The sequence below is a fragment of the Undibacterium sp. Di27W genome, from assembly GCF_049340345.1.
Lineage (GTDB): Bacteria > Pseudomonadota > Gammaproteobacteria > Burkholderiales > Burkholderiaceae_D > Undibacterium.
In genome coordinates this window covers 804,979-825,887 of the sequence record NZ_JBMPOS010000001.1, presented here as the reverse complement: position 1 = coordinate 825,887, position 20,909 = coordinate 804,979, and the positions used below count along the sequence as shown (strand labels likewise).

24 protein-coding genes are annotated in these 20,909 nt (G+C 52.0%); all 24 read right to left on the bottom strand.

Annotated features, from left to right (window positions below; all coding sequences use genetic code 11):
• Positions 1-438, bottom strand: coding sequence for an NlpC/P60 family protein (locus tag ACO0LF_RS03735; RefSeq protein WP_423012013.1), 438 nt, complete (start codon positions 436-438; stop codon positions 1-3).
• The gene (locus tag ACO0LF_RS03730; protein WP_423012011.1) at positions 435-1,286 is read right to left on the bottom strand and encodes a DUF2163 domain-containing protein; all 852 of its coding nucleotides are present in this window, start codon (positions 1,284-1,286) and stop codon (positions 435-437) included. Before ACO0LF_RS03730 ends, ACO0LF_RS03735 begins: the two co-directional genes overlap by 4 nt.
• Complete coding sequence (locus ACO0LF_RS03725; RefSeq protein WP_423012009.1) at positions 1,283-1,879, bottom strand: DUF2460 domain-containing protein; 597 nt, start codon at positions 1,877-1,879, stop codon at positions 1,283-1,285. The genes ACO0LF_RS03730 and ACO0LF_RS03725 overlap by 4 nt, the downstream gene beginning before the upstream one ends.
• Entirely contained in the window at positions 1,876-4,527 is a 2,652-nt protein-coding gene (locus ACO0LF_RS03720; RefSeq protein ID WP_423012007.1) for a hypothetical protein, read from the bottom strand. Before ACO0LF_RS03720 ends, ACO0LF_RS03725 begins: the two co-directional genes overlap by 4 nt.
• Positions 4,528-4,796: 269 nt before the next feature.
• Positions 4,797-5,150: a hypothetical protein gene (locus ACO0LF_RS03715; RefSeq protein ID WP_423012005.1), complete on the bottom strand. Its 354-nt coding sequence runs from the start codon at positions 5,148-5,150 to the stop codon at positions 4,797-4,799.
• Positions 5,147-5,899 carry a hypothetical protein gene (locus ACO0LF_RS03710; protein ID WP_423012003.1) on the bottom strand — a complete coding sequence of 251 codons (753 nt, stop codon included), beginning with the start codon at positions 5,897-5,899 and terminating at the stop codon, positions 5,147-5,149. The genes ACO0LF_RS03715 and ACO0LF_RS03710 overlap by 4 nt, the downstream gene beginning before the upstream one ends.
• A 67-nt stretch (positions 5,900-5,966) precedes the next feature.
• Complete coding sequence (locus ACO0LF_RS03705; RefSeq protein WP_423012001.1) at positions 5,967-6,395, bottom strand: hypothetical protein; 429 nt, start codon at positions 6,393-6,395, stop codon at positions 5,967-5,969.
• On the bottom strand, positions 6,379-6,552 hold the full coding sequence (locus ACO0LF_RS03700) for a hypothetical protein (protein ID WP_423011999.1): 174 nt from the start codon (positions 6,550-6,552) through the stop codon (positions 6,379-6,381). Before ACO0LF_RS03700 ends, ACO0LF_RS03705 begins: the two co-directional genes overlap by 17 nt.
• Positions 6,553-6,554: 2 nt before the next feature.
• Positions 6,555-6,878 (bottom strand): head-tail joining protein, encoded by a 324-nt coding sequence (locus ACO0LF_RS03695; RefSeq protein ID WP_423011997.1) that lies wholly within the window; start codon positions 6,876-6,878, stop codon positions 6,555-6,557.
• Complete coding sequence (locus tag ACO0LF_RS03690) at positions 6,879-7,058, bottom strand: hypothetical protein (protein ID WP_423011995.1); 180 nt, start codon at positions 7,056-7,058, stop codon at positions 6,879-6,881.
• A 36-nt stretch (positions 7,059-7,094) separates the two neighbouring features.
• Entirely contained in the window at positions 7,095-8,123 is a 1,029-nt protein-coding gene (locus tag ACO0LF_RS03685; protein WP_423011993.1) for a major capsid protein, read from the bottom strand.
• Between the two features lie 70 nt (positions 8,124-8,193).
• On the bottom strand, positions 8,194-8,580 hold the full coding sequence (locus ACO0LF_RS03680; RefSeq protein WP_423011991.1) for a head decoration protein: 387 nt from the start codon (positions 8,578-8,580) through the stop codon (positions 8,194-8,196).
• A gap of 58 nt (positions 8,581-8,638) precedes the next feature.
• The gene (locus tag ACO0LF_RS03675) at positions 8,639-9,940 is read right to left on the bottom strand and encodes a S49 family peptidase (RefSeq protein WP_423011989.1); all 1,302 of its coding nucleotides are present in this window, start codon (positions 9,938-9,940) and stop codon (positions 8,639-8,641) included.
• Positions 9,941-9,942: 2 nt separating this feature from the next.
• On the bottom strand, positions 9,943-11,505 hold the full coding sequence (locus tag ACO0LF_RS03670; RefSeq protein ID WP_423011987.1) for a phage portal protein: 1,563 nt from the start codon (positions 11,503-11,505) through the stop codon (positions 9,943-9,945).
• Positions 11,506-11,555: 50 nt separating this feature from the next.
• Positions 11,556-11,783, bottom strand: a complete 228-nt coding sequence (gpW, locus tag ACO0LF_RS03665; protein ID WP_162058536.1) for a gpW family head-tail joining protein — start codon at positions 11,781-11,783, stop codon at positions 11,556-11,558.
• Positions 11,783-13,792: a phage terminase large subunit family protein gene (locus ACO0LF_RS03660; protein WP_423011985.1), complete on the bottom strand. Its 2,010-nt coding sequence runs from the start codon at positions 13,790-13,792 to the stop codon at positions 11,783-11,785. The genes gpW and ACO0LF_RS03660 overlap by 1 nt, the downstream gene beginning before the upstream one ends.
• A gap of 56 nt (positions 13,793-13,848) precedes the next feature.
• Positions 13,849-14,442, bottom strand: a complete 594-nt coding sequence (locus ACO0LF_RS03655; RefSeq protein ID WP_423011983.1) for a hypothetical protein — start codon at positions 14,440-14,442, stop codon at positions 13,849-13,851.
• 163 nt (positions 14,443-14,605) lie between these two features.
• Positions 14,606-15,370, bottom strand: a complete 765-nt coding sequence (locus ACO0LF_RS03650) for a hypothetical protein (RefSeq protein ID WP_423011981.1) — start codon at positions 15,368-15,370, stop codon at positions 14,606-14,608.
• Positions 15,371-15,437: 67 nt separating this feature from the next.
• On the bottom strand, positions 15,438-15,662 hold the full coding sequence (locus ACO0LF_RS03645; RefSeq protein ID WP_423011979.1) for a DUF7681 family protein: 225 nt from the start codon (positions 15,660-15,662) through the stop codon (positions 15,438-15,440).
• A gap of 60 nt (positions 15,663-15,722) precedes the next feature.
• Positions 15,723-16,229: a hypothetical protein gene (locus tag ACO0LF_RS03640; protein WP_423011977.1), complete on the bottom strand. Its 507-nt coding sequence runs from the start codon at positions 16,227-16,229 to the stop codon at positions 15,723-15,725.
• A 1-nt stretch (position 16,230) separates the two neighbouring features.
• A complete protein-coding gene (locus tag ACO0LF_RS03635) occupies positions 16,231-16,599 on the bottom strand; it encodes a hypothetical protein (RefSeq protein WP_423011975.1) in 369 nt (122 codons plus the stop codon).
• A 280-nt stretch (positions 16,600-16,879) separates the two neighbouring features.
• Entirely contained in the window at positions 16,880-19,927 is a 3,048-nt protein-coding gene (locus ACO0LF_RS03630) for a DUF5906 domain-containing protein (protein ID WP_423011973.1), read from the bottom strand.
• Complete coding sequence (locus ACO0LF_RS03625) at positions 19,924-20,436, bottom strand: hypothetical protein (RefSeq protein ID WP_423011971.1); 513 nt, start codon at positions 20,434-20,436, stop codon at positions 19,924-19,926. Before ACO0LF_RS03625 ends, ACO0LF_RS03630 begins: the two co-directional genes overlap by 4 nt.
• A complete protein-coding gene (locus ACO0LF_RS03620; RefSeq protein WP_423011969.1) occupies positions 20,429-20,905 on the bottom strand; it encodes a YmfL family putative regulatory protein in 477 nt (158 codons plus the stop codon). Before ACO0LF_RS03620 ends, ACO0LF_RS03625 begins: the two co-directional genes overlap by 8 nt.
• Between the last annotated feature and the right edge of the window lie 4 nt (positions 20,906-20,909).

Genomic DNA, 20,909 nt, shown 5'->3' with positions numbered 1-20,909 from the left:
TTATCCTTTCAAAGTATAAAAGCCGCGCAGCCGGGACATCAGAGCATCGCTCTTGCTAACGTCCGTCTGTACGACAAAGCGGTTTTCTTGATACGCATGTATGACCAGGGGCCATTCAATGACAAGAGCGCCGTGGCTGACACACCGTCCAAACTGGAACAGCACCACGTCACCAGGCCGGGGCGTGTCAGTTTGTTCTGAGAACTGCTCGACGCCACCCAGGTACACTTCATCGTTCCTGTGTAAATGCCAGTCCATCGTGTATGGCCGTGGGTCCAGCTCAGAAGGTAGCAGGCCGCATGCCTTGTACACTTCCACGATCAGCATGATGCAGTCCACGCCAGCGCCCTTGATGCTTGCCTGGTGGTGATACGGGGTGTTTGACCAGGTCAATGCCTCTGTCACTATCGCCGCCCGTTGCTCATTGGTCAGACTCATATTGCAGACTCCGGTGGTGGCACGTATGGCGTGCCTTGAAAATTGTCAACGTTGGCGAACTTGGCGCAGCCATTCTCGCCCCTGGTGCGGTCGCAACCGGCACGGACCGTGAAGGTGTCGCCCTCCTGCAGGTCAAAAGTCAACGGGTACGACAGCTCGATCTTGTTGGCCACATAGCCCTTGACCGACCGGCGCACGCCGCTGTTATCGCCGCTTGTGAAGATGATCTCGCCGAATGCAAAGTAGTTGTCAGGCTGGCCCAGACTGGTGGTGAAGCTGTGCCGGTTAGGCACGGTCGTGGCTGTGCCTTCAAAGCTGTATGCTGCCTTATCTACACCGCAGCCGGAGTCGTACAGGGTACGCATGCAGCCAGGCTGGAATATCTGCCGGGGAATGCTGGTGTTTAAGCGCTTGGCATCTGAAGCCACCGTCAGTACTACTTCCTGGTCGGTGTCATAGCTCTCGGTCACGTCCCCTTCAAAAATCACCAGGCTTTCTGCAGGCTGACCCCAGTCTTTCATAAATGCTTTATCGATGCGGACATGGCAGTTTTTGAGAGCGCCAGACCGGGTGGCCAGAAACCACGGTACACCGCCGACCAGGTCGGTCGGCTTGACCAGGACAGAGAGCTGCAGGTCACTTACCTGCATGCCGCGCACCAGCCGGTACTTGGCCCCACTGATGGCCGGGCCGGTGCTGCTGAAGACATGCTCGCCGACCGAGATATCGACATCGGCGTCTGTCCAGCGATAATCCACGCCGGTGATAAGGGTAAAGGTGAATAGGTTGCAGGTAACAAAACGCTGGCTGTTGAGCAACGCGATAAGCTGTTCGCTGGCTGCTCTCATATACGCCTCCCAAGACTGCCGAGGAGCTGGACCTTCTTGGCCGACCATAAGTCCTTCATGAACTGCTCATACTCCTGGTTGTCCTGCTCAAAGCGGACCCTGTAGAAGTAGGAGCCAGTCCAGGTAACATCCCCGGTCGGGGCTGCTGCGAACGTCACCAGACCGCTCTCTGACACCGTGAAGCCGCCCGCCTTCAGGACCCCGGCCACCTTGATGTTAGTCACGACATCGATGTTTTGCACCGGCTCACTAAATGCCGAGCCAAAGCTTCGCGCCAGTTGGAAGGTCTTGGTCTTACTGTCACCTACCCCGATGAGCTGGTCGGTGACACTGCTGTCGTCAGGGAACTTGTACAGGAAGTTATCAAACGCCCCGCGCATCTGGATGAACAAGCCGACCAGTTGCCGCAGCTCATTCTTTGCGCCATGACGCAAAAATTCATAGTTCAAGGTCAGCTTGTAAATCGGGTTCGCCATCAGGCTGGCCCGGTACTCTTTACCGCTGACCGCCGTTTGTATCTTGGTGTTGAACGATGGTTGCCAGCTCACCTGCCAGGTGATTCCTGGTAAATCGGGAAATTTTAAGTCGCTCATGATCTCTTTGTGTGATCCTTCAATACGTCCGCAATCACTCTCGCATTGCGCCGGATTTCATCCTGACTCAGACGACCAGAATTATCGTGATAGTTGATGGTGTGGCCGGAGTTGGCATTACTTGCGCCACTTGCCTCTGCCATACTGCGGATCAGGTCTGCGTACTTGGCAGGCAGAATCATCTCGCGTGCATGCGTCTGCACAACAGGATTTAATCCGCCCGGTATATCGTAACCACCAGCTGCCGATGCCGCGACCGGTGCAAAGGCCATCGCACCAGCAGAGGCAGCAAGCGCTGCTGCTGGTGCCATAGCAGGACCAACTACTGGGATCGCAGCAATAGATGCAAACGCGGCAGAACCAGCAACAGCCGCATTCGCGCCAACCTCGCTAACCGCCTGTGCCTTGCCGAGTAGCTTTTGCAATGCAAAATTCATGGCCATCTCTGCAGCCTGCTTGGCGAGCATATCGATGATCGCATTTGTCACAGCCTGAAACAAACCAGACAGCATGCCGCGTAGTGTCAATGTCCCGCGCAATGTCTGCGCAATGACACTAGCCATACCAGATTGAATGCTTCCGTACATGCCGGTAGTCATGCGATTTTGTTCTTGCGTTGCCTTATTGCGAATCTGGGTGAGACGCTGCTGGTGCTGCATTTCAAGCGCTTCCATTTGCTGGTGCATTTGTTCCAGCGCTACCGGATCTTCATCTGGCCCGTGCATCAACTTTTCCTGCGCCTGCATGGCTTGCATCCTGATCTGATAGCGCCGAGTCTCGAACTCTTCTTGCTTTTGCAATAGCTGCTCTGTCGTCATCCGGTGCAGTGCGACCTCCAGCTCCGCTGCCTGTTCTTCAGCATCGATGCCCGCTAGCGCTGCATTGCGCCTGGATTCTTCGATTACCTTGTTGGTAGCCTGCAACTGCTCTGCCATGGCCCTATGTTCTTTAATTATCTCGGCATAGGCTGTACGCGCTTCTTTACTTTCTGCACCATAGCGCGCGACATTGGACTTATACATCCGCTCTGCGATCGCCAGCCGTTCGGCGTGGTTGTGTTTGAAGTTTTCGAGGGTGGCTTTCTCCCCGGCCATTTCCGCTTCAAAGGCATCCTTGCGGATCAGCGCTTTCTCTGCGTAGTATTTCTTCTCAACCTTTGCCCGTTCTTCTTTCGACAATGTGACCGTGTCCAATATTTTCTTCCAATAGTCACGTTCCATTTCATGGCTGTATTCATGCGCAGTGCCAGCCAGTTCTTGTTCTTTTGCATAGCCATCCTTGTCAGCACTTAGTTTTGCTTCCCATTCATGCATGCGACTCTTCTCTTTAGCCCCTTTGTCTGGCTGGCTAAAGTCATAGGTCGGACCACCGCTAATTTTTTTGTCTTTTATTTCGGGGCCAGCTTTGGGGCCACGCATGACGATGTCGTCTATCTTGTCTTTGCCTGCACTGGCAATCTCGACCATCTTCTTTGCATGCCTCGCAGCGATATCTTGAATATCTTCTGTGCCGCGCTGCCATGCAGCCTTTGCCCCGGAAAAATCGCCATGCAAAGCCTGGTTTATCGTGTCGGCCATGCGCATGACATGCACTACCAGTATTTCTATATAACCTTTGATGATCTCAATGATGAGATTGATTGCTGTTTTGAAGGCAACAAAGGCAATTTCAATCACCTTCAAGGCGTTGCCAAAAATCTCCATCGCTCCTGGTGCACTTCCGCCCATGACCTCGCTGACGATATTGCCAATCTCAGCAAAGCCTGATTTGCACATGCCCCATAGTTCCGAGACGACGTCGCCGACCGTCCCCATGACGTTGCTTAGAGATTCCATTACCAGCCCCATCGCCTTACCGGCAGTCGGACCCACGCTGCTGAGCCAGCCGCCTATCTTGACGAAAGCTGGCAGCAGAGCATTACCCATCTGCACTTCCAGCGATGTCATGACCAGCTTCATGTCGTTAATTGACTCTTTATATTTTTTTGCCTGTGCGACACCCTCTTCACCAACGACTAAACCTAAATCCTTGGTCTTTTGCTCAGCTGCTTTGATTTCTTCTGTTGTGAGCTTGAGCATGCCCTTGACTTCATTCCAGGACTTGCCGTAAGCCTGAGTGCCAGCAATATTTTGCTCAATGGGGTTTTTAATTTCTTTGAGCTTGGCATTCACCTCGCCCATGATGTCCAAGGTTGGCCGATATTGCCCGTTTGAATCCTTGACCTTGACACCCAGTGTTTCGAATGCCTGGGCATTCGTGGCAATTTGCTTAGACATCTTGCCAGCAGCCATGGTCACCATTTCGCTATCCAGGCCCATGTGCCGCATTGCCACCATCATGACGCTGGCACGTTCAGTGGTAATACCCAGTTGCACCGACAGTTTCTTTGCCTCGCCGGTCCATTCATTCGATGCACCGATGATTTCCTTAAATGCCTTGCCGCCTGCAATGACCGCAGTCATAGTGCCGATCAACCCAGTCACCGTTTTAAACGCATTGGAAACCTGCTGCATGGAACCTTCCAACGCTTTGAAACTTGTTTCAATGTCCTTTGCTGTCTTCTGTGCAGACGTCTGCACTTTATCCATACCCGCGACAAACGGGCCAGGATTGGCCGAGACTTCATATTCGACTGCTTTATCTGCCATGGGGACTCCAAAAAAAAGTCCGCAAGGCTAAATCAAGCCTGCGGGCGGTGGAAACATCGAAAATAACTCTTCAAGACTACCTTGCTGATCTTCCCCAGCTGGGCTTTGAGGCAAACTTTCCGGCTCTTCGTCTGGTGGTTCATACCCCACGTAAAGGGCAGTAAGTTTGTGTGTTGGCGGATGCAGCCGCCAATACTTGTTTTGTGCCTGGATTGATGGGATGTCCCATTCATTCCAGGCTTGTTGCGGAGTGCAGCCGGTGCTGGCTACTATGTTGGCGATGGCGGCATCAAGCCCGCCGCCGTCATCTGTTCCTGCACTCTCCGCGCCATGTTTCCCGCTTGCGCGACCAAACCGGATACATTCAGCAAGGTCTCCCATATCTCGAAGAGATTGCCATAATCGACCATCTCTTCGACTTCTTCGAGCGAGATATCCGAGTAGTTGCGCAGCAGACTGGCATGCGCAAGCTTGGACACGAACTCAATATCAGGCATGGAACCGACAAAAACCGCCTTGATTTCATTGCGGTATTGCTTAGATGTTGCGGCATTCAATGGGGCCAGCACGTAAGTCTTGCCGCCCATTGTGACTTCTTTGCCTGGTATTTTTATGGCGCTCATTCGGATGAACTCCATTTCCAGACATTGCCCAGGTCGTCGGCCATGGCAGACATATCCAGCTCTGGGATCAAGAAGTCTTCCTGCTTGGTGGACATGGCCAACTTGCTAGACGTCACTTTTGGCCAGGACTGCGTCAGCACCTTGCCACCACGCCGCATGGACAGATCCAAGCGGAAAGTAGGCGTCTGGCCCATGGCCTGATTGCGCATGGTGAGGATCTTGCCACCGGTTGCATTGGTGGTCTGGTAGTCGATAAAAATAGTTTTACCTACATCCGCCGCCGCAAAGGTGTATGAACCTGCACCGTCAGTCGTGTACTGCCCTGCAGCCGGGCTCGCCATCACACGTATCATGGGAGTGCCGTTTGCATCGGAGCGTACACCCAGATTTGCAAAGAAAGTGGCCCCGCCTGTTGGTGCAATTGTTATCGTGGCAGCACAAACAATACCGTTTTCATCGTTGATGGTATCAATCAAACCGTCAATGGCAGACTGGCCGATGAAGGCAGCAGCAAACGGCAGAATGTTGATGTTAGCAAACTTCGCCTTGATACCCATCTTGCCCTTGCCGCGACCCTGATCAACAGGGAAACTGTTGCGACCGTACAGAAATTTTTCATCGAATGAGGCGTCGAAGCCAACATCCTGCAAAATGCCGAATTGAAACGCTGTAGGCGCTGCATAGGCACTTCCAAGGGCATCTTGCATAGGCGTAGCCCACAAGACACCCGAACCAAAATGGCGAGCCATGTTGTATTCCTTTAAAAAAAGCCTCGATTGAATACGAGGCGTATGAGATTGCTGGTAGTCGAACTGATTAAATCAGTTGCGACGTATCGCGACTGTCAGACAGGTAGATAGCGTGATATCGCACGGTCTGGACACCGGCAGTAAGATCCGCGTTTGCGCCGTCCCAATGTGTACCGACTCGCCGAATGCTGCTGCACAGGGTAAGAATCGCAGGATCTGCCGTTAATGCCTTGTTGACCGCCAGGGCGACAGGTGCTGCGATGTCGTCCCATACTTCACCGCGAACATGAATTTCAACTTTGAAAACAAAATTGTTTTCATCGACCCTGTTAGCAAATGCATTGGTATCTTCGTTGTCAGGGCGAATCACAATTGCTGGCAGCTCTTCACGTTGAAAGGCTTCTTCGCGAGAGCGATATACATTCGTGCCAACAGGACCGGCAGTAAGCAGCGACTGCAAGACAGCAACGAGGATCTGGTTACTGATGGGTGTCATAGCCTGTCTTTGATGCTACTTGCTCATCCTCAGGGGCCTCTAACAGGGCCGCATGGGTGCGGGCAACATCGTCCGGCAGTTCGATTTCTTCGCCTGGATATTTGACACTGCCATCATCCAGAACGAAGGAACCGGCCTTGATACGGTATGTTTTCATACTTAGTCCTTTTGCAAGGTTGCACGATAGGTTATGCCATCGTCGGTTTGGTTGGTAATTTCACGGACAGTGAAAGAGATGTTTTTGACCGTGATACGCGAGCGATGCTTCAGGCCAGGCAGGTCGTCAGGATCATATTCAATGGCATAGTCATCGCTGATTTGCATGGCGCTCAACACTGCCACCGATGGTTCAGAGTACATAACGCGAGCGGTATGCACTACGCCATCGGTTCCAGTAAAAACCACTTCTGCACCGGCATAATCAGTAAGGCCCTTGAAGTTTTCCTTGACCAGCAAGCGCCAGTTGTCTGCACCGTCGCTCATTTATTGCTGCTGCTTTTTCTTACCGCCAGGCTTGGGCGCACCATCTGGCAAGACTGCAAAGCCGCGCTCGATCAAGTCATCTGCTTCATCTTCGCTTACATCGCAGGCTTCACCTGGTGGTATGTACACGCGCTGATCATTGACGGTCGTTTGCAGGGTAATCAAGGGAATGATTTTCATGAGTTCAATCCGGGCATTGCTGCCCGGATCTCCAGGTTAAAGAACGGTTGCTGTCAGGGATGCGTTTGGACGTTGAGGCACAACCAGAGGTGCAGATTGCATCATCAGGTAACGCACGGCTGGGTCTTTTTCTACCCAGGATTTAGGGTAGTAAGGCAATGGCTGGTAGCCCGCCTCTTCATCGCGGATTGCGCCGAAAGCGCGCATGCCTTCGAGTTGGCCACCGCAGAGAACAACGGTGCCTGGGGCGATCATTGGCTTTTCAATGTTGTCTACCGGATCTACAAACCAGTCTGAATAGACAAAGATGTTGAAGCCATCAATAGTCCCCATGTAGACGCCGCCAGTTTCGACCACCGCATTAAGGGAAATGTCAGCGCGGTTGTTGTTGAGGGAGTTCCAACGAGTTTTTACGAACGGGTTTTCGCGGAATACTTCCCACACATCGACCGTCATGATGACATCACGACTCATTGCACCGGAGTTTTTCAAGACCAGACTTAATGCCCAGTCTTGCAGGTCATTGAGCGGGTTCACACCAGCGTCAGACCATTTGGAGCCAGCCAATTTGACAATAGTATGTGCAGCATTACGGCCATAATCAACGACGACAGCGGGGTAAGATTCGCCGACGACTGTTACTTTACCAGTCACCAATGCTTGCGCCGCCATCCATTCCAGGCGACGAGTGACCATACTAATCTGATCTTCCAGCTCTGTACGCAAATTGATTTGTGTACGATCCTCCGGCGTCAGGTTACCGCCGATTTGCTCACCGATGGCTCGCTTGAGTGGTTTGGAAGAATCAAAAACGCGCTTGTCTTTGATGTAAGCCGGTGCAAAGCTCTTGGTATTGAAACCCTTGCTGGTCACGACCTTACCCTGGACCAGTGGCGAGACAAATGGAGCCATACGACGTGCGCCACCTTCGATATCGAAGGAAATTAACTCGGTCTGGCTGCGCTGCTCAATCGTGAAGTAGCGGTCGAGCAGGAAGGACTGAGCGGCAGGCAGATAGGCGACAACGTTCGCCAGGACTGCCGAGCTGAAAATATTGAATTGCATTTATTTCTCCATGTCGGAAAACAAAAAGCCCCGCAACAGCGAGGCTTTCAGTGGAACAAAGTGAGGTGAATTACACGCCGCCGATGGTATCGACCACCATGATGGACAGCCCGCGCAACGCATCTGTTACGGATTGCACCGTATGGCCCGCACCGAGTGTAAGCGCCGCACTATTAAACGTGCCTGCGAAGTAGCCCAGCCCGCCCGCGTCACCGGCAGTTGCGTCGCAATCCTGCGCCAAGACCACGCTTGGGTTTTGGGAACCATCAGCGGAAGCCGTAGCTGCAAGAGTGTATTTGCCGCTTGCAGTGATTTTTCCCAGCACCGCACCACGCTGGTAAGACTGACCAGCAAGCAGAATGATGCCCTTGCCTATAATGGCATCAGCGTCGTCGGCAATCAGACGATCTGGGATATAGACATCGGTGCGAATCGCTGCCTGTGTATTTAAATCCATGTGAATCTCCGGAAATGAGTAATTGATAAAGGATGTTTGCTACCAGACTGCTGCTGCGTTACTTGACTGGCACTTTCTTGCCAGCACCGAGAACACGGAGGGCCAGCGCCTCGGCCTGAGCTGCTGGTGACAGCTCCTGCTCAGCAGCGCCACTGCCATCGGCCCCGATTTTAGGGTTGTTGACGTTAGCCATTGCCTGGCTAAAGTCAGTATTGCCAGCCGGTTTTTGTGTTGCAGCCGGGGACTTTGCCAGCAGTTTCTTGGCAGTGGCCGCGTCCATGTCGGTTTCCAGGGCGAAGGTCTGGGCCATTGCTTCGCGACCTTGACTTTCTTCGCTCTGCAATATCGCACCGATACGTTCGCGCTCGGCAGCAGCACCTGTGCGGTGACCTTCAGTACGTGCCAGGTTGATGGCTGCTTGTGTTTCGGCGCTGATTCCTGCCGATTCTTGATTTGTACTCATCTGAGTATCCTTTCTGGTTGCGCCGATTTGCGCGGGTTTGAGGGGTTTGACTTGCACTTCTGCTTCTAACATGGCGATGGTTTCTTGCATGGTGGCGATGCCATCTGCAAAGCCATCATCGACGGCTTGTTGCGGGTTCATGGTCCCGGCCTGGGTGGATATGACCACGTCCGGGGATATGGCACGATTACGGGCGACGGTATCTACAAACATTGTGTAAAGACGATCAATTTCCGTCTGGAGATCCGCTTGAGCGGAATCACTCAGAGGCGCATGGCTGCTAAAGTCGTTCTTTTTGTCACCGGCATAGATCGCCGTGTAGGTATATCCCTGCGCTGCATCACGCTTGCTTTGGTCAACATGCAAGGCAATGACACCAATGCTGCCCACACCTGCGGTGCGGGGTAGAAAAAGCTTTTCTGCGGATGACGCTATTGCGTAACCGGCGCTGTAGGCTTGTTCATTGACGATGGTCCATACTGGCTTGACCTGCCTGGCAGCAAAAATTGCATCAGCCAAGTCGTACAAACCACTAACCTCACCTCCCAGGCTGTCAACTTCCATCAAAATAGCTTTGACATCGCGATCATCAGTTGCCTGGGTAAGCAAGCTGTTGATGCTGGAATACGATGTCATACCAGACATGGCGTCCAGACCACTGGCACGCTGCACCAGCGTCCCCATGGCTGGAATGATTCCGACACCACCTGGGGTTATCTGGTATGGTTTTTTTGTGCCGTTCGGAGCGGTATAGCTACTGGCCGCAACAATCTCAGGTTTTTCAACGGCGAGACCACCGGCATAAGTCCTAAACACGTTTTCTATGACACTAGCCTTGTCGGGGTGCAGCATCAATGGCGTGTTGTAAAGACGGCTAAATAAGTGCGGATAACGCATCGTTATTCCTCTTCATCTTCTGGTTGCTGTTCTTTTTTAGGGTCAGCATCGGTTTCTATTGGCTGGCCACCACTATCGGGCGCTTGGCCCGGTGGTGGTTTGCTTTGCGAAGGGGTTAGCAAATTCAATTCCTTGCGTAGTGCCATTTCGCGGGCCTGCTGATGTAGCACTTCCTCCCAGTCCAAGCCCTGCTCCGCGCACTCTGCTTCGAGTGTTGACAGGCCGGAATCAATGCGGATCTGGGCCGCTTGCGCTTCTTTGACAGGGTCTACCCATCCCCGACCTGAGCCAATCCAACGGCAGCGGCAATAGGCAGCGCGATTTGCGTAGAAGTCGGGAGCATCGACAATGCCGAGGTTCACGGCTTCTTCTAGCCACAGCTCATAGACTGGCTTTGCCCAGTAATCGGCCAGTGCATTGCGCTCAGACCGAAAATAACGCCAGGCTTCCAGCAATGCTGCCCGCGCACTGCTGTAGTTCGTCTTGCTGAAGTCTTTCATCAGCAATTCATACGGCAGGTTGACGCCGGTAGCGATGTGCCGCAGAACGGCTTCCATGAATGCACCGAAGCCCGCCGAGGGTCGCCCTGGATTGAAAGCGGACAGCTTTTCGCCAGGGTAAAGAGGCACAATCGCGCCGCTCTTGAGTCGCGCCCGGTTTTGTGGCTTGGCTTTGTTGTCCATGTACGGCTTTACTTGATCCTCCTGGCCGCCCAACATGGCCACCAATCCGTCATATTCCATAGGTGTTTCTACAAAAGCCGCGATCATGGCATTCACGACTGCCGAATCCAGCTCAGCATTCGCATACCTGTCTAACATTTTGAATTGCTGCATGACTGCAGCAAAGATAGGCTTGCTCCTGGTCATGCCTGGGCGGTCCTTACGCCCCCAGTGGATCACGCGTTTGCGCCCCCATTGAGTGGTCGCTGGTACTTTTTCCCATACACCGGGTGTTGAGTACCCGGAAAAGATATCGCCCGGATGAGTGGTGCGTATCCAGTAATTTAAAGCACGGCCATAGTCGTCGATCTCGATGCCGCCGCGCCTGTATCGGCTGTCAAAAGCATAGTTAGGATTGCAAAGGCGATCTGGCTCGATGACAAAGAAGCGCGTTGCAAATGATTGTCCAGCTTCTGGTTGCCAGATAGGCAGTGCTAAGCCTTCGCCGTTGATCAAAGACGATGTATAGACCAAAGTGGTCAAGCCGCCAAAGTTCAGTTGCCGGGAGGCGTCACAGTCTGTGCTGTCTGCCCAAAGCCGATATCGTGATTCAGTGTTGCGGGACCACTCTTCTGCCCATTCCTTTGTCTTGCCCAGTAATTTCCAGTCAGGCATTGCCACCAGGCGCAGGCCAGTACCGACTACGTTATCGGCTTTGGTTTGTATCACCCCGGCAGCGATGCCATTGTTACGCGACAGGTCACGGCTTCTGGAAGTGAGTAAGGGTAGATCCAGTAATGTATCGGTGTCAGCAGATCCTGCGAACGGTTGCCATGATCCAAGCTGCTGACTGCTGCGCGATGCGCCATCGTGCGCTGGGAATGCTGCAGTCGCTCTGGGCAATGCAGTATCCGCCGCACGAACGTACGGTTTCTTTTGTCGTCTTTTCATAATCAGAAGTATTGATAGATAACGCGACGTGAATTGCCACCGCCACCTAACGCAGCAATCTGGCTCTTGAGCTGGGCGATATACGTTTGCAACGCTGGTACTTGCGCCGGTGTGTATCGAATCTTTGTACCTGAGCGGTCAAACTCGACAACTTGCGTCCCGGTCATCAGTTTGTTGAGCGCATCCTCTGCGCCGGACAAGTAAGCTTGTAGTTTTGCGAGATCAGCCATTATTCATAATCCGTAGAGTGGTAAACGACAAATCCCGACTCTTGGCCGGGATTTTGCTGTGTGGGTGTTGGTCGTGGTGCCGAAAATTTGGGGCTTTCTCTCGGCTTGGCTTGGGGTTTAGCCGGTTGCTGTTCCTCCTGGTCGTCGACCGTAGCAATCTTGGGAACCGGGGGTGCAAAAATGTCTTGCTGATCCGGATCAACGCGGAGTTTCTTACGCTCCCAATCTGCCTCGCGCCAGCGATGCAAGCCTAAAAAATGCGCTGCAGCCAAGTTGTACACCATCAAATCCCATGCTTCATTCCGGGCAGCTTTGGCTTTTACCCACTCTGTCCGCTTGAAACCTTTGACATACCTGGTCAGCTTGCGCTCGGCAGTCATTTGCTCATAGTAATCAGCGGATAAATCTTCGCTGAAATGAATGGCGCCTGGTCCACTATCAAACTTGATGCGGTTATAGATCCAGTCCTTTGCTGTATCAGTGCCGACTATCCAAAGCTCAGCACCGCGCTGCATTGTCTTGCCCCGCTTGCTGACATCGAGCTTTGTCGGCCTGGTGGCAATCACCGGCTTGTTCGGGCGACTCGCGCCTTTGATAGCGATGACGTTGCGATATCGCTTAGGCCGGGTGAACGTGTACACCTCTTCAGACGAATTACCGTCACCGGCATCGATGCAAGTTGCCTCGATCTTCATCTCACGACCGCTCGACCTGACCAGCGGAGTCTGCAGGATTTCCTCCAGCTTATCCCATGTGGCTTTCTCTGCCGGGTCACCTGAAATAACAACATAGTCCAGCACCCATGATTCCAGCCCCACGCCCCAGCCGACTAACTTTAATTCGAGCCGGTTGCCCTGGACGTCCACCGCAGCAGTAATCACCAGCACGCCATCCGGTACGCTACGCAGAGAATATTTTTCTGCTCGCTTCTTCAAATCGTCTGCGTGGGCGCGTTCTTGCGCCATATCCCAGCACTTGGCCAGACGAGTATTGTAAAAAACCTGCATCGGCTCCGGATCGCCACGATCCAGGGCGACTTTGGCGGTGTCGTACTGCTTGCCCAGCTCGGCCCAGCTGGTCCAGCCTGCAGGCGCATAGAGCGTCGATAGGTGAAAGCCGACCGTTTTACCGTCACCTGGTGCGGTAGCAATCCATTTGCCTGCTGCAAGCATGGCCGTTTTGTGATGCTCTTCGATCTTAAATGTGCATGCTGCGCAGCTATAGTACGCAGAGCTGTAGTCGTCAGCGTAATGCAGGTTTTCCCAGACCAGCTCTTGCATGTGTTCACAATCTGGGCATGGCACGTAGTAGTGCCGTTGATCGCTGACCGTGTAGAGGTCATCAATCCGGCTGGACCCTTCAAGCGTCGGCGAGCTGGTGTAGTAAATTTTTGCATTGCGACCGAATGTGCTGGTGCGCGCCTCTGCCAGCTCAATCGGGTCGCCTTCTTTATCGACGTTCAGTTCCCAGCGGTCTACTTCATCGCCATAGATATAACGGGCTGGAATTTCTGCCAGGTTGGCAGCACTGCCAGCGGTGGTGATATAGAGCGTGCCGCCCTTGAATTCTTTGGTGTCAATTGTGTTCCTGCTGTCGCGACTTCTCGGTGCTGCTACGCAAGCATTTACCACTGGCACAGCATTGATCGTTTTATCGATACGACCACTGACGCGCTTGGCCAAACTGAGAGATGGCAACAAGACAAGCATATTGCCAGGGGCCTGGTGGATGCTACCGCATATCCAATTCAAGGCTACTTGCGTTTTCATCAGTTGCGAAGCCACCTTGGCAACGACACGACGACATGGATGTTCTGGCGATAAACATTGCATTACTTCTTCAGCATACGGGGTTCTGTCACTGCTGTACTTACCAGGTTCCGCGCCGTTTTCGGGCGGGATACGCATGTATTCATTTGACCAGACGTCAATCCAAAGAGGTTGATCTGGTGTTAGCCCAGCTGCGTACTGTGTACGGTAAGCAAGGCCTCCGTCATAGACTGCTGGCATGGGTGCGTTCCTTTGGTAAGTGCAGACGTCTGCACTCACTAAAGTGACGCAGCAGACTAGTCCATTGATGTTTGCAAGTCTTGTTCAGCCATGATTGCCAAATCCGCTAGGGCTTTTCTAATCGATTCACGCATGGCTTTCTCGATCTCCCATGAGTCAGTCATCGCCGACAGAATGGGCGCGACCTTGGTTGGCAGACCCATCATCACATCACGCTGCAGTCTGGCAAGTTTGAAGGCAGCAGCCTCGACTTTGTCGCGCTCGACCAACTGGCCTATCTGTTTTAAATATTCGTTTTCGGCTTGTAGCGACAGGTAATGCTCGCGCTTTGCGCGGGCTTTCTGGAAGTTGTCCTGGTCGTCGTTAGGCGCTGGGGGAATAAATGGTGCTTCGGGAATATCGGGCGCGTTAGGCTTGGTGAACTGCCTTACATCTCGCTCGACGCGATCACGTTCATGCCGTTGAGCAACAGCGACCTTGCTGGGGTCTGCGCTTCTCTTCAGCAGATCCGCAGTCGCCTGCACATCTACCATTTTGCCGTCAGCGCTCAGCACCAGCCGCCCCGACTTACCAAGCTTAGATACGTATGCCGGTGAGAAACCCTGCCTCTCAGCGAACTCTTTTCGTGTGAGATAGGTTCTATCAGTCATATTTAACTCGGTGAATTAGGATTTAACCGTTTAACCTCTTTGCGTCAAATCAGGTTAATTTAACTAAGTTGGAAGGCCAGCCACTAATGAAACAACGGGGTTCGAATTACCCCTAACGACAGAGACGCAGTAAGGACCCGCGACCCGGCAAAGGCCATGCACATCAACGCTGGGTCTTGAGCGCTTGGTCAATTGATGCCCTGATGTTCTTATCCATCGTTGCCTTGACCGTGATATCAGATACATAGTAGAAGTCCAATAACGCTTTGAAGTGAGCCGAACGCACGAAGATAAGCACTGGCTTGACCGCACTACCATGGCCTAGCGAGTGACGTGACCAGATACCCAGTGGCAGGCGACCGCCTGGACTACCGACGAAGTAAGCAACACCGGCAATACCTTTCTTAGCATTGCCCTTTGCTAATGAAGCTTTACGCTTATCGGTCATATTGGCTTTGTAGCCCATCTCTGGGAATGCCTTGAAGTACGATAGAAGCTGCACGATTAAGCCCCTATCAATGTTGCCATACGAGTCAAGCTTAGCAGCCGACCCTGGCACAACATAGTAGCCTGATGGTAATGCTCCCACTGCCTGCAATGCCCGTTCAAATCTCTTCTGATGCCTAGTGCCGCCATCTATCTGTGCAGATAGAAATTTTATGGCTGGCGTGCCTTTGGCTGAGAAATCCTTGATGCCCACATAGGCAGATAGTTGAGTCTTGCGTGCTGGCTTAACGTATAAGCTGTCCAGCGTATAGGGTGTAGGACGATCAAACACATCCTGTAGTTCCTTACGCTCGGCCTTGGCAATCTCTTGCGCGGTTTTGGTTAGGGCCGTAGCAAGTGCATAGGGTAATTGATTGCGCGGGAAATCAGGCATCTTTGCTATCACCTGATCAAAGTTAGATTTTATCGAAACTTTAAACATAAATAATTGCCCCAGCTATCACTTGGTAACCGGGGCACAAGCAGTGCTTGACGCCCAGGAGTAAAACTTAGAATGTCGTCGGCTTAGCAATGCCACGAATGACCGACATAAAGCCTTTTTGTAAATCGGTTGCGCCAATAGATACCCAACGCTGATCGAGATCCGGCAAAGCTTTCAACTCTTCCACCAGATCGCCAACTTCCGTGGCCTTGGCTTTGACTTTATTCATTGCATCGATTTCGACTTGTGTCAGATCTCGATAGCCTTTGATTTTCTGATGCTGGTTATCCATTGTGCAATCCTTTAAAATTTGAAGTACAAACGAAAAAACCCCGAAGACTTATTCAGTCCATCAGGGTTTTGCATTTTCTACGGGCGCAGCCGCCCCCAAAGGGACGACAGTAGCGTCTGGGCGCGGAACTATACCGGCATGCGAATTGTGAGTTCGAATTGTATCAGGGCTTTTTAACTTATCTAGTACAGTTTTTAAATTTGTTATTGCACGACCAAAAACAATACGCAATGCAGCATCACGTATATGCAATTTTGTTTTAATCCAATGGTCTGGATACTCCCATACAAACTTGAGTCGCAGGACCTGCTTTTGGTCATGATCAATTAATGTGCGCACAGCGGCTTCCACCAACCAGCCATCCAGCTCATTTACATCAAAACGAATAAGTGCAGAGCAAGGTTGGTTAATTTCAAGGGCTATTGCCAGCGCTTCCTCCTGCTTGTTTCTTGCCGCTATGTATGCCGCAGCCCAAGAAGCGCAGCAAGCGCCGCCACCGCCCCCAATACCGCCAAGCACGGTGTTACGCCAATTCATCAATCTTTTTTCTAATTCCAAATCGATCATATTATTTACCATATTTCGCCTCTGCCAAAACCTTTCTAAGTGTTGCCGCCCGCCTTCTTGCTTCCTCATGATCATTGATATCAACGGTCTCAATCTCAATGCCGCGTGTCAATGCAAACTCAGTCGCATCAATCATCCATTGAGGATCAGTCCGATAACATTTTCCATTCTCACCCCAGTTGATTACTGTCGTGGATCTTGTCTCTGGTGTTCCAAAAGTCATCCCATTCTCCATAGCAAAAAATTTTCCAGGCTTGCCCGCCATCGCGTTACGCAAAATTTCATTTGTCGCTGCAACACCTAACTGTTCCCTCATACGATCAATTCTTTTTGCTGTGTAAGGCATCAATGTCCGCAAATCGCTTTTCATTACGTCTCACTCTTTGTCTTTTTAAAACTGTCAAACACTCATACAACTATCAACACAGCTAAACCCTTATATTCATTAGCTTTGTGGACTGTTTATATAGTTGTGATAGTTAATTTGAAGGCTAAGAAAATAAAATATATAAATTCATTAATGCAAATTGCGAGCAATGCACACTCGCGCACGCGCCCACATGAAGTAACTGTCAAACTATCCGAACAGTCCACAAAGCCCCGTATTCATTAGCTTTCGGCGTGTTGGTAGTTTTGGCTTGTGTTGACGGTTAACTGTCATCTGGCGTGAACACATGGCGATACTTCCTTAGTGCAGTCTCAAAAAGTGTGGACCCATCCTCAACCCATTTATGGCGATCCCTGCCCTCTGGTTGGTCACCTACCAGGTACACGGTTCTCTGTCGCACTTCTGACATCAGGTCGTATTTGATGGGGCAGGACGTCATCTCACCAAATGACACCCGGCCAATCGTCCGGCCAAACATCGTCTGCGTAGCTGGAAAACGCTCGCCATTGAGTGTCGACCATCGGCAAAACGCCTGGTACAACTGCATGGCAGAGCAGCAAACGTAAGGGAGCGGGAGGAAACCCCCGGACCATTCCCTATAGAATCTCTCAGTCGGCGACAAGCCCAGGCTAATCAAATTGGCCTTAGCTTCCGTCATGATTGGCTTGGTGTGCTCGTTAAAGCTTCCTACATCAACATCAAGCAGAAACTTATAAAACGCCTCAGTGCCGCCATTGAATATCTGATGAGCAACCGCAGCGTAGTATTCCTCTGCTTGCTTCGGCGGGGTCCAGATCACCATATTTCGGCGATCTGTCTTGTCCAGGGCAAGAGGCTGCAACTCATTTGAGAAAAACATGAAATTCATGTGATTCGCTTCGTCACGACTTGCAAGCCCTTTAGGGTTAATGCGGATCGTCGCATTCGACACCATGCCCTTGAGCTTGCCCTTTAACTGGCGCAACTCATTGCGCGTCACGACCTCATCGCAGACCACAAACAGTTTTTTCGATGCCCAGTCATTGAACTTGTCTTCCAGCTCAGCATTGCCGATGATGCCGCCGTATTCGCCATAGATGCGGGCAACACACTTTTCAAACAGCAGGTTCTTACCACTGCCTTCATCACCGTGCATTACCACCGCTGTATCCATCTTTGCACCTGGGTGTTGGAGTGGATAGGCCAACCAGCACACCACCCATTCAAAGACCGCTTCATCAGATCCACACAGATGGAATAACAGCTCAAGAATGAGATTAAATTCGCCTGCCTTAGGAGCCATGGCAAAGCCGTTAAAGAGATTCACCGTTGTAGCCGGGTCGGCTTTCATAGTCGGATCAAACACCACTCTGTCTACCGGAACCATTTTGCGAGAAGCGTTGCCCAGCCAATACTTGATTGCATCGTTACCAAATGCCAGACGAAGCGGGTTTATTTTAAGCAGGCAGCGCTGCTCGCCATCCCACACCTCATCAGAGCCATAGATCAGCGCGAAGTTATCCAGCAGCCTGTTGACTTTCTGCCAGTGCTCATCGTCGTACACCTTGATTTTCTTCTTGCCATTGTCCCCTCCCCCCGACTCTGAAGGCGCGGGCTCACCTGCATCATCTTGTGCCGGTGCTGACAACATAATCAAGCGCCTGGACTCATGCTTCTCCCAGGCCTTGTAATTCTCCTTGCCAATCATGCCGATAAAGGCAGATTTCTTGACGCGCAACCCGTTCAGCGAGTCCCACACATCAGTGGTGCCATACACCAGGGCGCAATGATCAACTGCCCATTGCAAACCAAGGAAGCCCACGGCTTCCACGGCATCATCGACCGCAGGTAACTCTGCTGCAGGTTCCTTTTCCTGCGGCGCTCCAGCCGCACCAGTCATATCCTCTTCACCACGCAGCTCTGCTGCGCTAATTTGCTTTTCTTCTTTCTCTCGCGGCTCTGCCGCGCTAGATAGCCTTTCTTCCATCCCGAGCGGGGGCGCGGGGTCAGAGGGTGGCGCGCCATCTGCATCGAGGGGGGCGGGGGAAATAAGGGCAGGAACCCCAATCAGATCCGCTTCGCTGGAGGGTACGGGAGGCGCTAAATCAGGTTCAGTTTCGCTGTCGCGAGAGGGGGCGGGAGACACTGCCACGCCCAGGGCGACATCAAAGGCATGATTAATTTGCGACGCTGCCGCGTCGAAGGATTCTTCAACGTGCAAATCATTGAAGTCTGTCCATTTCTGACCACAGCGGCTTGCAAAGATAGGCTTAATTACAGTAGCGTTACCAACTTCAGCAGCTGCCGCATGGCTGCACCATACCCCAGCATTTTTAAAGGTTGTATGCCTGTTGCTGCGACCTTTGCGGATATCCGCCTCGATGTATGCAATGCCCTGCTTGTCAGTTCGCCACCATGCAGTCAAGTCTACAGTCTCACCATCCGTTGCGACGAACTGGTGAGAGTTACCGTCAATCACCGGCACATAGCCGCAACCTACCAGGTGAAAATCTGCCACGAAAGGCGCACTGAATTCTTTGCGCAAAGTGTCGGCCAGGCGCTGCTCTAACAGATAGTCATCATCAGCCAGAAACAACAGGTGCGCCGTTTTGTACTTGGCCCGCAAGGCGCGAGCGACGTGGATAATGCTACCTGCATCAAAAGCAGCTACAACAGGCTGGCCAGATCCCATGTGTGCTGTTGCGCACGTAGCGTAGCCTTCGCCGACTGCAATAATCTTAGGATCAGCAGGAATCTCGCCCAGGACGAAACCTGCGCCGTTCTTATCGATGCCTTCGTTATAGAGTTTTGCACCAGTTGCAAATATCTTTTGCAGACCCACAAGCCGGTCACCAGTGCCACCATCCGACCAAAGAGGAATAAACAACTGACCATCTTCATTGACGCGCAGACCAAAATTAGTGACGGCTTTTTTAACCAGGTATGGATGCAGTTCTGCTCCCTGGGGTGAGGCTGCAGTCCATTGACCCTTTGCGCGGTTTGCTGCAAACCTTGCTTCTTCTTCTCGCTTAGCCTGGTCACGCTCTTCCTGTTCGCGTTGCTTGCGAATGAACTCAGCTTTATCAGTGTCACCCCAGCCGCCGGAATCAATCTTGACCTTGACTGTATTAGGGTTTTCCCCCTGATAGTTCCCAAAATGGCCAGTAATAACCACTTTGCCGGAACGAAGCGTTACCTCCCGCAATACATACCAGGCTTTCTTCCCTTTACCAAAACGATGTATTTTTCCGTCTACTTTAGGGTGACCAGCAGGCAGGGACGGCAAATTCCATTCAAGCATCTGCAGGACTACATCTTCCACTGGGGTCATTCAACGACCTCGCCGGAAGGCAACTTACGCACTGTTTTTCCTACAGTCACAGTCCGAATCAATGCCCCAAATTCATTAGGCTCCAACTTCTCGACGACATCGGCAGTAAATAAGGATGGAATTTTTTTAAAGTCATCTGAACCAGGACGAAAAGGGGCTACCGCCCTATGCCTTTTCAGGTTCAATTCGCGCACGGTGCGCGTACGGGGCTGGACGACCTCACCCACATACTTGTCTGCAGTTGGCAATTGCGACTTAACAGCTCGCCCAGCAAAATCTTTGCCGTATTGCGTAGCACGTAAAATCTGGCCGTCACACATATCGGCAAATATCAAGGCGTGGTCAACCAGTATGTGAATGACATACCGGCGAAACATTGCAACAGTGTGATACTCGATTGGCAGTACACCCAGCAAAGCAGACATTTTTGCACTACCACCAAGGTCTACAATACGACAAATCGCCTTGTATGCTGCTGACCCTGGGCGCGGACCGGCATGCTTAGCCATGCTTGCGCCCTCCTGATTTCGCCGCCGTTTCGTGGCAATAAAACTTAAAGGTCAATGCACGAAGCTCATCCATGGTCCTGTGCATACGGTCAACCACGCAGTTGATGCACTCGCGTTCTTTATTATCGACTTCACCGTCTTTTGTCGCCTTCTGGAACTCGACCGACAACTCACCTAACTCAGCATAGAGTTCGTGGAATTTGTCGGCTATCGATTCATTGTCGATATGGTCCAGGGATGGCAATTGAACGAACGTGCCACCGCTGGCAGTAGCTACCGCCTCCGCAAAGTGTGTCGTGCGAGCAAACTTTTGCATCTGGATCGCCGTTTGAACGTGCAAGCCCTGCCCTTTTCTTTCGTAAATTCTATTTTCAAGGCCATCGTGGCTCATACCCAGGACAGCAGACATTCCATCCCAGCCGCCCTCGTATGCCCTAATCATCGCTAAATATGCTTGCCGTAAGTTCACTACT